The organism is Streptomyces millisiae (assembly GCF_031845425.1).
In the GTDB taxonomy this organism is placed as follows: domain Bacteria; phylum Actinomycetota; class Actinomycetes; order Streptomycetales; family Streptomycetaceae; genus Streptomyces; species Streptomyces millisiae.
Map to the genome: position 1 here is coordinate 1 of NZ_JAVREM010000098.1, position 15,028 is coordinate 15,028.

The 15,028-nt window shown below is 73.5% G+C and carries 10 protein-coding genes; 7 read left to right on the forward strand and 3 right to left on the reverse strand.

Features of this window, described 5'->3' with window-relative positions:
• Positions 1 to 266: 266 nt before the first annotated feature.
• Entirely contained in the window at positions 267 to 2,861 is a 2,595-nt protein-coding gene (gene pepN / locus RNC47_RS33815) for an aminopeptidase N (RefSeq protein ID WP_311604437.1), read from the reverse strand.
• Positions 2,862 to 3,020: 159 nt separating this feature from the next.
• Here pepN (RNC47_RS33815) and RNC47_RS33820 point away from each other — a divergent pair, with 159 nt between their 5' ends.
• The 4 genes from RNC47_RS33820 to RNC47_RS33835 all read left to right on the forward strand — a co-directional run bounded on the left by RNC47_RS33820 (position 3,021) and on the right by RNC47_RS33835 (position 5,810).
• The gene (locus RNC47_RS33820; RefSeq protein WP_311604439.1) at positions 3,021 to 3,650 is read left to right on the forward strand and encodes a mycothiol-dependent nitroreductase Rv2466c family protein; all 630 of its coding nucleotides are present in this window, start codon (positions 3,021 to 3,023) and stop codon (positions 3,648 to 3,650) included.
• A gap of 273 nt (positions 3,651 to 3,923) precedes the next feature.
• Positions 3,924 to 4,499 carry a biotin transporter BioY gene (locus RNC47_RS33825; protein WP_311604441.1) on the forward strand — a complete coding sequence of 192 codons (576 nt, stop codon included), beginning with the start codon at positions 3,924 to 3,926 and terminating at the stop codon, positions 4,497 to 4,499.
• Between the two features lie 22 nt (positions 4,500 to 4,521).
• Complete coding sequence (locus RNC47_RS33830) at positions 4,522 to 4,998, forward strand: ribose-5-phosphate isomerase (RefSeq protein WP_311604442.1); 477 nt, start codon at positions 4,522 to 4,524, stop codon at positions 4,996 to 4,998.
• A complete protein-coding gene (locus tag RNC47_RS33835; protein ID WP_311604444.1) occupies positions 4,998 to 5,810 on the forward strand; it encodes an Fpg/Nei family DNA glycosylase in 813 nt (270 codons plus the stop codon). The genes RNC47_RS33830 and RNC47_RS33835 overlap by 1 nt, the downstream gene beginning before the upstream one ends.
• A gap of 90 nt (positions 5,811 to 5,900) precedes the next feature.
• Here RNC47_RS33835 and RNC47_RS33840 read toward each other — a convergent pair whose 3' ends face one another.
• Together RNC47_RS33840 and RNC47_RS33845 are read right to left on the reverse strand one after the other, a co-directional pair.
• Positions 5,901 to 7,178, reverse strand: coding sequence for a GNAT family N-acetyltransferase (locus RNC47_RS33840; protein ID WP_311604446.1), 1,278 nt, complete (start codon positions 7,176 to 7,178; stop codon positions 5,901 to 5,903).
• A gap of 58 nt (positions 7,179 to 7,236) precedes the next feature.
• Positions 7,237 to 7,692: a nuclear transport factor 2 family protein gene (locus RNC47_RS33845; protein WP_311604448.1), complete on the reverse strand. Its 456-nt coding sequence runs from the start codon at positions 7,690 to 7,692 to the stop codon at positions 7,237 to 7,239.
• A gap of 180 nt (positions 7,693 to 7,872) precedes the next feature.
• Here RNC47_RS33845 and RNC47_RS33850 point away from each other — a divergent pair, with 180 nt between their 5' ends.
• The 3 genes from RNC47_RS33850 (at position 7,873) to pepN (RNC47_RS33860) (ending at position 14,990) form a co-directional block, all read left to right on the forward strand.
• On the forward strand, positions 7,873 to 8,832 hold the full coding sequence (locus tag RNC47_RS33850; protein WP_311604450.1) for a hypothetical protein: 960 nt from the start codon (positions 7,873 to 7,875) through the stop codon (positions 8,830 to 8,832).
• 164 nt (positions 8,833 to 8,996) lie between these two features.
• Positions 8,997 to 12,290 (forward strand): S8 family serine peptidase, encoded by a 3,294-nt coding sequence (locus RNC47_RS33855; RefSeq protein WP_311604451.1) that lies wholly within the window; start codon positions 8,997 to 8,999, stop codon positions 12,288 to 12,290.
• Between the two features lie 138 nt (positions 12,291 to 12,428).
• Positions 12,429 to 14,990: an aminopeptidase N gene (gene pepN, locus RNC47_RS33860; RefSeq protein WP_311604453.1), complete on the forward strand. Its 2,562-nt coding sequence runs from the start codon at positions 12,429 to 12,431 to the stop codon at positions 14,988 to 14,990.
• The last annotated feature ends 38 nt before the right edge of the window (positions 14,991 to 15,028 follow it).

Consider the following 15,028-nt stretch of genomic DNA (forward strand, 5'->3'; position numbering starts at 1 on the left):
CCGCCCCGCCCCTTTTCGCGCGTTCCGCGCGGTGAGCGGCCCGGCGGGCCCTGGGCCCGCGGCGGCTGCGCCGCCGGGCCACGCGGCCCCCGCCGCGCGAGGCCACCCGCCAAGGGGCGGGTGGGTGGGCGCGGCACGGCCGCAAGGCCGGCACGGCCGCAAGGCCCGGCTCGTGGCGGCGGAGCCGCCGAGCCGGGCCCTGCGGGCCGGCGGCCAACGCCGAGCGCAGCACACCGCCGGCGGCCGAAGCCGAGCGCAGCGATGCGTCAGGCCGCCGCCTGGGCCCGGAGCGATCGGGCGAGGTCGTCCCTCGCTTCCAGGACGAGGCGTCGCAGGGCCGGTGGGGCCGACTCGTGGGTGGTCAGCCAGGCGTCGGTCGCGTCGAGCGTGGCCTGCTCGTCCTGGTAGGCGGGGAAGAGGCCCCGTACGACGGCCATCGCGATCTCGATGGTCCGCTTGGCCCAGACGCCCTCGATGGCCTCGAAGTACCGCTCCGCGTACGGCGCGAGCAGTTCCCGTTGGCCGGGCTGGGCGAAGCCGTCGATCGTGGCCTCGACCAGCGCGTTGGAGAGCGCGTCCGACTCCACCACCTCGGCCCAGGCCCTGGCCTTGACCTCGGCGGACGGGCGCGCCGCGAGGCAGCGGACGTGGTGGCGCTTGCCGGACGCGGTGTCGTCGCGGGCGAGTTCGTCGGCCAGTTCGGCCTCGCCCGCGTGGCCGTGGGCGGTCAGTGGTTCGAGGAAGGCCCAGCGCAGTTCCTGGTCGACGTCGAGTCCGTCGATCCGCGCGGTGCCGGCCAGCAGGCCGGTCAGCAGCTGGAAGTCGGCGTCGGACGCGGCGCAGGAGGCGAAGAAGCGGGCCCAGGCCAGCTGGTGGTCGCTGCCGGGCGCGGCGAGCCGCAGTTGGTGGAGCGCGGCCTCGGCCAGGCCGCGCGCGGCCTCGTCCCGCGCGCCCGCCGGGGTGTAGTGCACCAGGGCCGTGTGCGCCCAGGCGTGCACCATCTGCAACACCCCGATCTCGGTCTCGGCCCCGCCGAAGTCCCGCACCAGGGCCAGGAAGTCGCGGGCCGGGAGCAGGGCGTCCCTGGTCAGGTTCCACAGCGCCGACCAGCACAGCGCCCGGGCCAGCGGGTCCGCGATGTCGCCGAGCCGGGCCCGCAGGGTGTCGAGGGAGCCCTCGTCGAAGCGGGCCTTGCAGTACGTCAGGTCCTCGTCGTTGACCAGGATCAGCTCGGGCCGCTCGGCGCCGGCCAGTGCCGGCACGGCGGTGGTGGCGCCCTCGACGTCCACCTCGGCGCGCGCGTACCGCACCAGCGGGCCGCCCGGCTCCTCGCGGCGGTAGAGGCCGACGGCCACCCGGTGCGGTCGCAGCGTGGGGTGGCTCTCCGGGGCCTCCTGGTGCACGACGAGCTCGGTCAGGCGCCCGTCGGCGTCGTACGTCGCCCGCGGCGTGAGGGAGTTGACGCCCGCGGTCTGCAGCCAGGCGCGCGACCAGCCGGTCATGTCGCGGCCCGAGGTCTCGCCGAGGACGGCCAGCAGGTCGGCCAGGGTGGTGTTGCCGTAGGCGTGGCGCTGGAAGTAGCGGCGCGCGCCCTCCAGGAACGCGTCGCGCCCCACGTACGCCACCAGTTGCTTGAGCACGCTCGCGCCCTTGGCGTAGGTGATGCCGTCGAAGTTGAGCTTGGCGTCCTGGAGGTCGCGGATGTCGGCGGTCACCGGGTGGGTGGAGGGCAGCTGGTCGGCCCGGTAGGCCCACGCCTTGCGGCGGTTGGCGAAGGAGATCCAGCCCTCCTCGAAGCGGGTGGCCTCGACCAGCGAGAAGGCGGCCATGAAGTCCGCGAAGGACTCCTTGAGCCACAGGTCGTCCCACCACTCCATGGTGACCAGGTCGCCGAACCACATGTGCGACATCTCGTGCAGCAGGGTGTTGGCCCGCCCCTGGTACGCGGCCCGCGTGGTGCGGCCACGGAACACGTACTCCTCGCGGAAGGTGACGCAGCCCGGGTTCTCCATCGCGCCGAGGTTGTACTCGGGCACGAACGCCTGGTCGTACTTGCCGAAGGGGTAGGGGAAGCCGAAGTGGTCGTGGAAGAAGTCGAAGCCCTGCTTGGTGGTGGTGAAGATCTCCGCCGGGTCGAAGTGCCTGGCCAGCCCCTTGCGACAGAGCGCGCCCAGCGGGATCTCCAGGCGCTCGCCGCCCGGCAGCTCGCGCGCGTAGTGGTCGGTGACGTAGTGGTAGGGCCCGGCGACGACCGCCGTGATGTAGGTGGAGATGGGCCTGGTGGTCGCGAAGTGCCAGGTCGCGGCCGGCTCCCCGGGTCCTGGGACCGGTGACCGACCGGTCTCGGCGCCGTTGCTGAGCACCGTCCAGTGCGCGGGCGCGGTGACGCGGAAGGTGAAGGGCGCCTTGAGGTCGGGCTGCTCGAAGTTGGCGAAGACGCGGCGCGCGTCGGCCGGCTCGTACTGCGTGTAGAGGTAGATCTCCCCGTCCTCGGGGTCGGTGAAGTGGTGCAGCCCCTCGCCGGTGCGGCTGTAGGCGCAGGCCGCGTCCACCGTGAGCTCGTTCTCCTCGCGCAGCCCTTCCAGGCGCACCCGGCTGCCGTCGAAGACCTCGTCGACCGGCAGCTCGACGCCGTTGAGGGTCACCGAGTGGACGGTCGGCGCCAGCAGGTCGGCGAAGCTGCTCGCGCCGTCCTCGGCGCAGGCGAAGCGGATGGTGGTGGTGGAGCGGAAGGTGCGGCCCCCGGCGACCGGCGGCGACTCGATCGCTGACCGCACGTCGAGCGCCACCTCGTAGCCGTGCACGGTCAGCAGCCGGGCCCGCTCACGGGCCTCGTCGCGGGTCAGGTTCTCTCCGGGCACGTGAGCTCCCTCTGCTCCTTCTGGTCGCTGGGCGCGGCCAGCATGTCACGGGACGCGGCGCCCGCGCACGGGCGGGAATGCGCGGGCGGCCGCGAGTGTTGGGCCGGTGTCGTGGCCAGGTGTCACCGGCCGCCCCCAGACATGACCCGAGGAGACCCGATGTCGGAGAAGACCCCGGCGGACTTCTGGTTCGATCCGCTGTGCCCCTGGGCCTGGATGACCTCGCGCTGGATGCTCGAGGTCGAGAAGGTCCGGCCCGTCGAGGTGCGCTGGCACGTGATGAGCCTGGCCGTGCTGAACGAGCCGCGGCTCGACGAGATGCCCGCCCAGTACGCCGAGATGATGAAGACGGCGTGGGGCCCGGTGCGGGTGTGCGTCGCGGCCGAGCAGGAGCACGGCTCGGAGGTGCTCGGGCCGCTCTACACGGAGCTCGGCACCCGCTTCCACAACCGGAAGCAGGAGCGTGACCGGGCCACGTTCGAGGAGGCGCTGGTCGCGGCCGGGCTGCCGGCCTCGCTGGCGGACGCGGCCGAGTCGACTGAGTACGACGAGCGGCTGCGCGCCTCCCACAAGGAGGGCATCGACCTGGTCGGGCAGGACGTCGGCACCCCGGTGATCGCGGTGCCGGGCGCGGACGGCGCGCAGATAGCGTTCTTCGGTCCCGTGGTCACCCCGGCCCCCAAGGGCGAGGCGGCGGCCCGGCTGTGGGACGGCACGCTGCTCGTCGCCTCGACGCCCGGCTTCTACGAGATCAAGCGCACCCGCGACGCCGAGCCGCAGTTCGACTGAGGCCGGGCGCGACCGGGAGGCCACCGGCCCGCCGCCCGCCGTGAAGGTGAGAAGACGATCGGGCGGCGGGCCGGCCGGCGCGCCGCCCGGTGCCGGCCGGGCAACGCGTCGCCTCATCCTGCCAGTTGATCAACGGGCCGGTGGCGGGCTGTCGCTTTCCACCAACGGGCCCGAGGTGGATATGTCGGCAAACCCACGCGAAGATCGCCCGTTCCTTCGGTTAGCGTCAGGGTGTCTCCTTTCCCCTGCCGCCTCACCGTTCGGAGTCCTCTGATGAGCACAGCCGTGCTGGCCGATCTGCTGCCCGCCGCCACCGCCTCCCGGGCCCGCGTCCGGGACGCCGCGCTGATCGTCGGCGGTGCCGCGCTCACCGGCGTCGCGGCCCAGCTGTCCGTGCCCGTGCCCGGCTCGCCGGTGCCGGTCACGGGTCAGACCTTCGCCGTGCTGCTGGTCGGCGCCTCGCTCGGCCCGGCGCGCGCCCTGACCTCGATGCTGCTGTACCTGCTGGCCGGCATGGCGGGCATGCCGTGGTTCGCCGAGGGCCAGTCGGGCACGGCGATGCCGTCGTTCGGCTTCGTCATCGGCATGATGCTGGCCGCGGCCGCCGTGGGCGCGCTGGCCCGCAGGGGCGGCGACCGGACCGTGCTGCGCACCGTGGGCACGATGGCGGTGGGCACCGCGATCATCTACGCCGTCGGCGTCCCCTACCTGGCGGTGGCCACCGGCATGTCGGCGGCCGAGGCGGTCGACGCCGGCCTGGTGCCGTTCCTCATCGGTGACGCGCTGAAGGCGGCGCTGGCGATGGGCGCGCTGCCGGCGGCCTGGCACCTCGTCGGCCGTCGCGGCTGAGGGACATGACAGACTCGTCCCCATGCGCGTCTATCTCGGTTCCGACCACGCCGGCTACGAGCTCAAGGGCCATCTGATCGACTGGCTGAAGGAGCACGGCCACGAGCCCGTCGACTGCGGCCCGCACGTCTTCGACGCCGAGGACGACTACCCGCCGTTCTGCCTGCGCGCCGCCGAGCGGACGGCCGCCGACCCGGAGGCGCTGGGCGTCGTGATCGGCGGCTCGGGCAACGGCGAGGCCATCGCGGCCAACAAGGTCGCGGGCGTGCGCTGCGCCCTCGCCTGGAGCGAGGAGACGGCGCGGCTCGGCCGTGAGCACAACAACGCCAACGTGATCAGCGTCGGCGCCCGGATGCACTCGGCGGACGAGGCCACCTCGTTCGTCGCGGTGTTCCTCTCCACCTCCTACTCGGGCGCCGACCGGCACACCCGGCGGATCGACATGCTCTCCGCCTACGAGAAGGACGGCACCCTGCCGCCGCTCCCCGAAGGGCACTGATGCCCGAGGGCCACACCATCCACCGGCTCGCCGCCGAGTACGCCACGCGCTTCGGCGGCGGCCGGCCGGTGCGGGCGGACAGCCCGCAGGGCAAGTTCGCGGACGGCGCGGCGCTGGTCGACGGGCAGCCGCTGACCGGCGCCGAGGCGCACGGCAAGCACCTCTTCCTGGGCTTCGGCCCCGTAGGCTGGGTCCACATCCACCTCGGCCTGTACGGCAAGGTCGCCTTCGGCGAGGGTCCCGCGCCAGCCCCGGTCGGGCAGATCCGGCTGCGTCTGGTGGGTGCCGCCGGCTACGCGGAGCTGCGCGGGCCCACCGCCTGCGCGCTCATCACCGACGGCGAGAAGGCGGCCATCGAGGCCCGGCTCGGCCCCGACCCGCTGCGCGCCGACGCCGACCCGGAGCGGGCCTGGCGGCGGATCTCCGCGAGTCGCGTCTCGATCGCCGCGCTGCTGATGGACCAGCAGGTGGTGGCCGGGGTGGGCAACGTCTACCGGGCCGAGGTCCTCTTCCGCCACGGCATCGACCCCTACCGCGCCGGGCGTTCCCTCTCCCCCGCCGAGTGGTCGGCGATCTGGTCCGACCTGGTCGCCCTGATGCGGGAGGGCGTCCGCAACAACCGCATCGACACGGTCCGCCCGGAGCACACCCCCGAGGCCATGGGCCGGCCGCCCCGGGTGGACGACCACGGCGGCGAGGTCTACGTCTACCGCCGTGCCGGTCAGCCCTGCCTGGTCTGCGCGGCCGAGGTCGCGACCGCGACCCTGGCGGCGCGCAACCTCTTCTGGTGCCCGTCCTGTCAGGGGCGCTGACGCGCCGGCGGCCGGGGACGGCCCCTGGTGGGCGGCGCACTGCTGGCGAGGCGTCGCCGCGCCGGTCGGGGCGACGGAGCCGACCCGCCGTCAGTAGAGCGGGAAGGCCCAGCCGCCGGGGTACCAGGGCTCGCGTTCGCCGCGGAAGGCCGCCGAGGCGCGGGCCAGCGCGCCCGGGCGGGTCTCCTCGACGCGGCCGGCGGCCGCGAGGGTGGCCAGGGTGGTGCCGCCGAGGAAGGCGGCGCCGAGTTCGGCGACGGTGAGGCGCAGGTCGGCGGGGTCGGTGGTGGGCGCGCAGGCGGCGCCCGCGCCGTCGGCGAGCAGCCGGTACCGCCGGGTGTTCCAGGGGCAGAAGTCGTCCCGCACGTCGAGCACGACGTCCAGCGGCTGGGCGTAACCCCGGCCGGCCAGGGCCCGTTCGACGTCGACGAGGCGCACCCAGAGCCGGTCGACCAGGGTGGAGGTGACGGCCCTGGGCTCGGCGAGCAGGTGGGGCAGCGGCTCGTCCGGCGCGGCCTCGTGGTCGATCCAGGTCACCAGGTCGAGCCCGGCGAGGAACCGCCAGAGGGCGGCGTACGCCTGGCGGCTGAGCGCCGCCAGCTCCACGACCTCCGCCACGGCCGTGTCGCCGACGGTGCGGTGCCGGTAGAGGGCGTAGCCGGTGGCGCGGCCGTCGGTCTCGTGGTGCACGGCGTACCGCAGGGCGGTGGCCCCGCCGCGGCGCGGCGAAGCCGAATGGGGGCACCTCCCAGCGTTAGCTGGGGGAGGGTGGTCGGCGAGGCGGGCCCGCCAGTGCGGCTCCTGCCGGTCGGGCCAGCCGACGGTGGTGGCCCGTGCCGCGTCGTAGACCCGCTCGACGAGCGGGCGGGCCGTGCCGGGGTCGAGCAGCCGCACGACGCCGTCGCCGTGGTCCACGTCCGGCCGGAGGCGCAGGGCGCGCCGGTCGCAGCGGATCCGGTTCCCCAGCGTGCCGGGGCCGTAGCCGTAGCGCCCGTAGATCCCGGCCTCGGAAGGGCGGAGCGCGGCGATCGGCTCGCGGCCGTTCTCGTGCAGGTCGGTGAGCTGGGCACGCATCATCGCGGTGAGCAGGCCGCGCCGCCGGTGCGTCGGTGCCACGCCCACGGAGGCGACGCCGGCCACCGGCAGAACGCCGCCGGGCACGGTCAGGTCCCTGCGGTAGACGGAGGCGCCGGCCACCGGCCGGCCCTCGTCGAACGCGCCGAGCGTCCGCGCGAGGTCGGTGGCGGCCCGCTGGTCGGCCAGCTCCTCGTCGGTGCGGTCCAGGCCGTAGGTGTCGGCGATCATGCGCGCCCAGGCGTCGAACTCCTCGTCCCGAACGGCGCGCAGCGGGTATGGCTGGTTGGTCACCGGTTCTGTCTACCCGGCACCTCGCTCGATCGCGGACGCGGCCCCCAACGCGGCGACGTCACGCGACTCCGGCGGGCCCCGCGCAGGCTTCGGCGATGGCGGCGGTGTCCCAGTAGAACGGTTGGACCCGGGCGATCCGGCCGTCCTCGATCGTGAGGGTCTGCAGGATGGGGAAGGCGAGCTCCCGGCCGGTGGTGCGGGCGCGGGCCCGGACCCGGGTGAGGACCACCGCGGTCTCGCCCGTGGCCAGGAACTCCTGCTCCACCATGTCGAAGGACTCCCACGCCAGGCTCATGGCCAGGAAGAACCGCTCCATGCCGGCGTGCCCGCGCCAGGTACCGCCGAAGGGCAGGGCCTCGGCCTGGTGCAGCACGACGTCGGGCGAGAAGTACGGGGCGAGCGGGGCGAAGGACGCCTTGCCGGGGCCGCCGGCCGCCAGGTACTCCGCCTCCGCCGCGTACATGCCGGTGAGTACGGCCGTCGAGTCGGTCGTCGTCGATGTGTCGGTCGTCATGTCACCAGCGTCACCGCCGCCGCCGTGGCCCGCCGGCGGTGATCGGACGTCGCGTTGGCTCCGGCCCGGCAGGGTGACGCGACCCGAACTGACGTCCATTTCCCCCAGTTTGGTCCGCGTTTGCCCACAGGCGGGTAACAGCGGTGGAGTCGGGCGGCGACAACGGGTAATCGGTGGCGCATGAGTGAGAACACACCTCTGGTGCCCCGGCCGTTGCGACAGCTCGCCGAGGGGGTTCGGTCGGTGATGACCACGCGGGAGTTGCGGCGGCACGGGGTGCCGGTGGCGGCGGCGCACGAGCGGTGTCGGCCCGGTGGGCCGTGGCAGATGCCGCTGCCCGGCGTCTTCCTGCTGCACGCGGGACCGCCGAGCGGGGAGGAGACGCTGCGGGCGGTGTTGGGCTACATCGGGGGCCGGCCAGGGGAGGCGGTGGTGACGGGGCTCGCGGCGTTGGCCCTGCACGGGTTCAACGGGGCGCCATCGCTCGGGGAGTTGGACCGGATGGACGTGCTGGTGCCCAGGACGCGGCGGCTGCGGTCGTCCGGTCCCGCCCGGCTGGTGCGGACCGAGGTGCTGCCCAGGGCCGTGGAGTTGGCCGGTTTTCCGGTGGCGCCGGTGGAGCGGGCGCTGGCCGACGCGGCGGGCCGGATCGGGGACGCGACGACGGTACGGCGGCTGTTGACCGAGGCGGTGCGGGGCGGGCACTGCGAGGCGTCGGCGGCGCTGCGGGAGTTGGCCAGGGCCCGGCTGCTCGGCCGGCCGCAGGTGGCGGGCGCGGTACGGACGCTGCTCGCCGAGGGCCGGTCGGTCTCCGAGGAACGGCTGCTGGACGCCGTGCGGCTGGGGCGACTGCCGGACCCCTGCTGGAACGTGGGGCTCTGGCTGCCCGACGGCCCCTATGTGGGCGCGGTGGACGCCTACTGGCCGGCGCAGGGGGTGGCGGTGGAGATCGACGACCGGACCGAGGGCGGCGCCGGCGAGTGGCGCGGGACGCTGGCCGGGATCGGGGTGCGGCTGGTGCGGGTCACGCCGCGGCGGCTGCGCGAGTGCCCGCTCGGCGAGGCGGCCAGGGTGCGGGCGGCGCTGCGAGCGGCGGCGGCCGGGCCGCCGGCCAACTATCTGGTGGTGCTGCCCCGTTGAGCGACGCGGAAAACCCGAGGCCCCCGCGCCGACCTGGTAAATGCGAGTAACACAAATGTTACCGATAGGAATGGGACAACCTTGGTCACAAGTGACGCCAGGATTCCGGTACTTCCGTAGGATGACCCGTCATCCTGATCAGGTAGATCCGACCGAGGATGTCCATGTCACAGAGATCACGTCACAGACCGCTGTCCCGCGTCACCCTGGCCGCCGGTCTGGTGGCCTCGCTCGGTCTCGCCGGCCTCACCCCCGCGCTGGCCGCCGACGACGTTCCCCCACCAGTCACCGACAAGCCCATCGGCGAGAAGTTCTCCACCCAGGACGCCGCCCTGCTCGCCGAGGCCAAGGCGGGTGACGAGCCGTTCGTCACCATGATGATCGCCGCCGAGCCGGGCGCCACCGAGGAGGTCGCCGAGACCGTCGGCGACGTGCCGGGGGCCTCCGTCGGCTTCACCGAGGACGAGATCGGCTATGTGCGCGTGACCGTGCGCACCGGCCGGGCCGACCAGGCCATCGAGGAGGCCGTCGGCCTGGACTCCGTCCACGCCATCGACCTCAACGACGAGATCCCCGTGCCGGATCCGCTGCCCGAGACGGGTGCCGGCACGGGCTCGGGCAACGCCGGACGCGCCTACCCGGCGCCCGACGCCGACACCCCGGCCGTCAACCCGTACCAGCCGGCCCACGAGACCGGCGCCGTCGACTTCGTCGACGACCACCCGCGCTGGGACGGCCGCGGCGTCACCATCGGCGTCCTGGACACCGGTGTCGACCTCGCCCACCCGGCGCTCCAGGAGACCACCACCGGCGAACCGAAGATCACCGACTGGGTCACCGCCACCGACCCGATCATCGACGGCGACGGCTCCTGGCGCGCGATGGTCACCGCCGTCTCCGGCTCCTCCTTCGCCTACTCGGGCCGGCAGTACACGGCGCCCGAGGGCGAGTACCTGATCAACGCCTTCCGCGAGTCCGTGGCCGTCGGCGAGATCGGCCGCGACGTCAACCGCGACGGCGACACCACCGACAGCTGGGCCGTGCTCTACGACCCGGAGGCCGGCACCGTCCGCGTCGACCTCGACAACGACGGCGACTTCGCCGACGAGGAGACGCTGCGGCCGTACGGCGACAGCGGCCAGATCGGCTGGTTCGGCACGGACGACCCCGACACCGAGATCGCCGAGGCCATCCCGTTCGTCGTGGAGATCCGCGAGGACGTGCCGATGGACCCCTACGGCGGCGACTGGGTCGGCCAGACCGCCGACTTCGTCAACATCGGCATCGTCTCCGGCCGCCACGGCACCCACGTGGCCGGCATCACCGCCGCCAACAGCCTGTTCGGCGGCGAGATGAACGGCGCCGCGCCCGGCGCCCAGGTCGTCTCCTCGCGCGCCTGCGTGTTCGGCGGCGGCTGCACCTATACCGCGCTGTTCGAGGGCATGATCGACCTCGTCGTCAACCGCGACGTCGACCTCGTCAACGTCTCGATCGGCGGCCTGCCGGCGCTCAACGACGGCAACAACGCCCGCGCCAGGCTCTACAACGAGCTGATCACCACCTACGACGTCCAGTTGTTCATCTCCGCGGGCAACGACGGCCCCGGCACCAACACCATCGGCGACCCGTCCGTCGCCGACCTGGTGGTGAGCGTCGGCGCCGGCATCTCCCGGGAGACCTGGGCCGCCAACTACGGCTCCGGCGTGCGGACCTCGTACGCCATGCTGCCGTTCTCCTCGGCCGGCCCGCGCGACGACGGCGGCTTCAAGCCCACCCTGGTCGCCCCCGGCGCGTCGATCAACACCATCCCGACCTGGCAGCCCGGCGCCCCCGTCGCCGAGGCCGGCTACGCGCTGCCGGCCGGCTACGGCATGCTCCAGGGCACCTCGATGTCCTCGCCGCAGGCCGCCGGCGCCGCCGCGCTGCTGCTGTCGGCCGCCGACCAGCGGAACATCGACCTCTCGGCCGCCGACCTGCGCACCGCGCTGACCAGTTCGGCCGACTCGATCAGGGGCGTGCAGGCGCACGAGCAGGGCGCCGGGCTCATCGACATCCCGGCCGCCTGGCGGCTGATCACCCGCGGCGCCACCGCCCACGAGTACACCGTGACGGCCCCCGTCGACCACGTCCTGGCCGACCACCTGGCCACCCCGGGGCAGGGCACCGGCGTCTACGACCGGGAGAGCGCCCCGGCCGTGGGCGAGTCCGAGGAGTACGAGGTCACCATCGTCCGCACCACGGGCCCCAACCGGCCGGTGCGGCACGACCTGGCCCTGACCAACAACCACGACGACACCTTCCGGCTGCTCGGCCCCTCCAGCGTCACGCTGCCGCTGAACCAGCCGGTGACCGTCACGCTGCGGGCCAAGCCGCGGTCCTCCGGCGTCCACAGCGCCATCCTCACGGTCAACGACCGCGCCACCCAGGGCATCGACCAGCACGTCCTCGCCACCGTCGTCGTGCCCCAGGAACTGGGCGCCCCCGACTACGCGTTGACCGAGTCGGGCACCGCCACCCGCAACGACTCGACCTCCTACTTCGTCACCGTGCCCGAGGGCACGAGGACGCTGGAGGTCGCCATGTCCGGGCTGGCCGAGGGCAGCCAGACCCGCTGGATCGCCATCTCGCCCGAGGGCCTTCCCGCGGACGACTCCAGCACCGTCAACTGCTACCCCAACTACACCAACCCGGCGAACACCTGCCGGCCCGACCTGCGCTCCTACGACGACCCGACCCCGGGCGTCTGGGAGTTCGAGGTCGAGTCGCGGCGCACCTCGCCGCTGCTGAGCAACCCCTACACGCTCACCGCCAGCGCGCTCGGCACCACCTTCGAGCCGGAGACCGTGACCGTCGAGGAGGCCACGGTCGGCACCCCGACGCCCGTCACCTGGGAGGTCACCAACGGGTTCGCCCCCATCGAGGGCTCCCTGGCGGCCGGTGAGCTGGGCTCCGCGTTCAGCGACACGCCGACCATCACGCCGGGCGAGTACCTCACCAGCGAGGTGGAACTCGGCGAGGGCGTCTCGCAGTTCGAGGTCACCATCGGCTCGGCCGCCGACCCGGGCGCCGACCTCGACCTGTACGTGTACCTGGACGGCGAACTGGTGGGCCAGTCCACCAGCTCCTCGGCCGAGGAGCTGGTCCGGCTGACCGACCCGGCCGCCGGCAGCTACACCATCGAGGTGCACGGCTACGCCGTCCCGGCCGGCTCCACCACCTTCGCCTACCGGGACGCCTACCTCAGCGCCGGGCTCGGCACGGTGGCCGTCGACGGCGACCGCGTGGTCGAGCTGGCCAGCGGCGCGTCGACCGACGTCACCGCCGAGGTCACCGTCGCCGAGGCGGCGGCGGACGCCGGCGCGGGCCGCCAGGTCTTCGGGGAGGTCGAGCTGCGCAACGCGGCCGGCACCGTCACCGGGACCGGGCACGTCTCCATCCAGCGGGTCACCGCGCCGTAAGTCACCCCCAGCCACCCCCAGGGGCGACGGTGCGGAAACCGGGGCGGGCACGCGGCGAGCAGCCGCGCGCCCGCCCCGGCCGCGTCTTCCGTGGAAGGATGGCGGCACGGCAGAGCTCGCGGCTTAAGGAGAGACCAGGTGCCAGGCACGAATCTGACCCGGGAGGAAGCGCGGGAGCGGGCACGGCTGCTCAGCGTCGACGCTTACGACATCACCCTCGACCTCTCGGGGGCGCAGGAGGGCGGGACCTTCCGCTCCGAGACCGTCGTGCGGTTCACCGCCCGGGAGGCCGGCGCCACCTTCGTGGACCTGATCGCCCCCGAGGTGCGCGAGGTGGAGCTCAACGGCACCGCGCTCGACCCGGCCGAGGTGTTCGCCGACTCGCGGATCGCGCTGCCGGCCGTGGTCGAGGGCCACAACGAGCTGCGGGTGCTCGCCGACTGCGCCTACACCAACACCGGCGAGGGCCTGCACCGCTCCGTCGACCCCGTGGACCAACAGGCATACCTCTACACCCAGTTCGAGGTGCCGGACGCGCGCCGCGTCTACGCCTGCTTCGAGCAGCCCGACCTCAAGGCCACCTTCACCTTCACCGTGACGGCGCCCGAGGGCTGGACGGTCATCTCCAACTCCCCCACGCCGCAGCCCAAGGACAACGTCTGGGAGTTCGCCGCCACCCCGCGCGTCTCCACCTACATCACCGCGCTGATCGCCGGCCCCTACCACTCGGTGCACAGCACTTGGGAGGGCGACGGCCGCACGGTGCCGCTCGGCATCTACTGCCGCCCCTCGCTCGCCGAACACCTCGACGCCGAGGCCATCTTCGAGGTCACCCGGCAGGGGTTCGACTGGTTCCAGGAGAAGTTCGACTACCCCTACCCGTTCGCCAAGTACGACCAGCTGTTCGTCCCGGAGTTCAACGCCGGCGCGATGGAGAACGCGGGCGCCGTCACCATCCGCGACCAGTACGTCTTCCGCTCCAAGGTGACGGACGCGGCCTACGAGATGCGGGCCGAGACCATCCTCCACGAGCTGGCCCACATGTGGTTCGGCGACCTGGTCACCATGGAGTGGTGGAACGACCTGTGGCTCAACGAGTCGTTCGCCACCTACACCTCCATCGCCTGCCAGGCGCACGCCCCCGGCAGCCGCTGGCCGCACGCCTGGACCAGCTTCGCCAACCAGATGAAGACCTGGGCCTACCGGCAGGACCAACTGCCCTCCACCCACCCGATCATGGCCGAGATCCGCGACCTCGACGACGTCCTGGTCAACTTCGACGGCATCACCTACGCCAAGGGCGCCAGCGTCCTCAAGCAGCTGGTGGCGTACGTCGGCATGGACGAGTTCTTCCGCGGCGTGCAGGCGTACTTCAAGCGCCACGAGTGGTCCAACACGCGACTCTCCGACCTGCTGACCGCGCTGGAGGAGACCAGCGGCCGCGACCTCACCGCCTGGTCGAAGGCGTGGCTGGAGACCGCCGGCATCAACATCCTGCGCCCCGAGATCGAGGTCGACGCGGACGGCGTCATCACCTCGTTCGCGGTCCGCCAGGAGGCCCCGGCGCTGCCGGAGGGCGCCAAGGGCGAACCCACGCTGCGGCCGCACCGGATCGCCATCGGCCTCTACGAGCTGACCGACGGCGCGCTGGAGCGGGTGGAGCGGCTCGAACTCGACGTCGACGGCGAGCTGACCAAGGTGCCGTCCCTGGAGGGCCGGCCGCGCCCCGCCGTCGTCCTCCTCAACGACGACGACCTCTCCTACGCCAAGGTGCGGCTCGACCCGGCCTCGATGGCCGTCGTCACCGAGCACCTGGCCGACTTCACCCTGTCGCTGCCGCGCGCGCTGTGCTGGGCCTCGGCCTGGGACATGACCCGCGACGGCGAGATGGCCACCCGCGACTACCTGGCACTGGTCCTCTCCGGCATCAGCCGGGAGTCCGACATCGGCGTCGTCCAGTCCCTGCACCGGCAGGTCAAGCTGGCTCTCGACCTGTACGCGGCGCCCGACTGGCGGCCGACCGGGCTCACGCAGTGGTCCGACGCCGCCCTGGAGCGGCTGCGCGCCGCCGAGCCCGGCGGCGACCACCAGCTGGCCTGGGCCCGCGCCTTCGCGGCCACGGCCCGCACCGACGAACAACTCGACGTGCTGGCCGGCCTGTTGGACGGCTCCGTGACGATCGAAGGACTGGCCGTCGACACCGAGCTGCGGTGGGCGCTGCTCCAGCGCCTCGCGGCCACCGGGCGTGCCGACGAGCCGGAGATCGCGGCCGAGCTGGAGCGCGACCACACCTCAGCGGGCGAGCGCCACGCGGCGACGGCCCGGGCCGCCCGGCCCACGCCGGAGGCGAAGGCCGCCGCCTGGGCCTCGGTCGTCGAGGACGACAAGCTGCCGAACGCGGTCCAGGAGGCCGTGATCAGCGGCTTCGTCCAGACCGACCAGCGGGAGCTGCTCGCGCCCTACACGGAGAAGTACTTCGCCGCGCTCAAGGACGTCTGGGAGTCCCGCAGCCACGAGATGGCCCAGCAGATCGCGGTCGGCCTCTACCCGGTGATCCAGGTCTCCGAGGAGACGCTGACGGCGACAGACGCGTGGCTCGCCAGGACCGACCCGACACCGGCGCTGCGGCGGCTGGTCACGGAATCCCGCGCGGGCGTCGAACGGGCACTCCGCGCGCAGGCGGCCGACGCGAGCGCCTAGCCGGCGGGGCGTGGCCACCGGGGCGGGGGGGGGGGGGG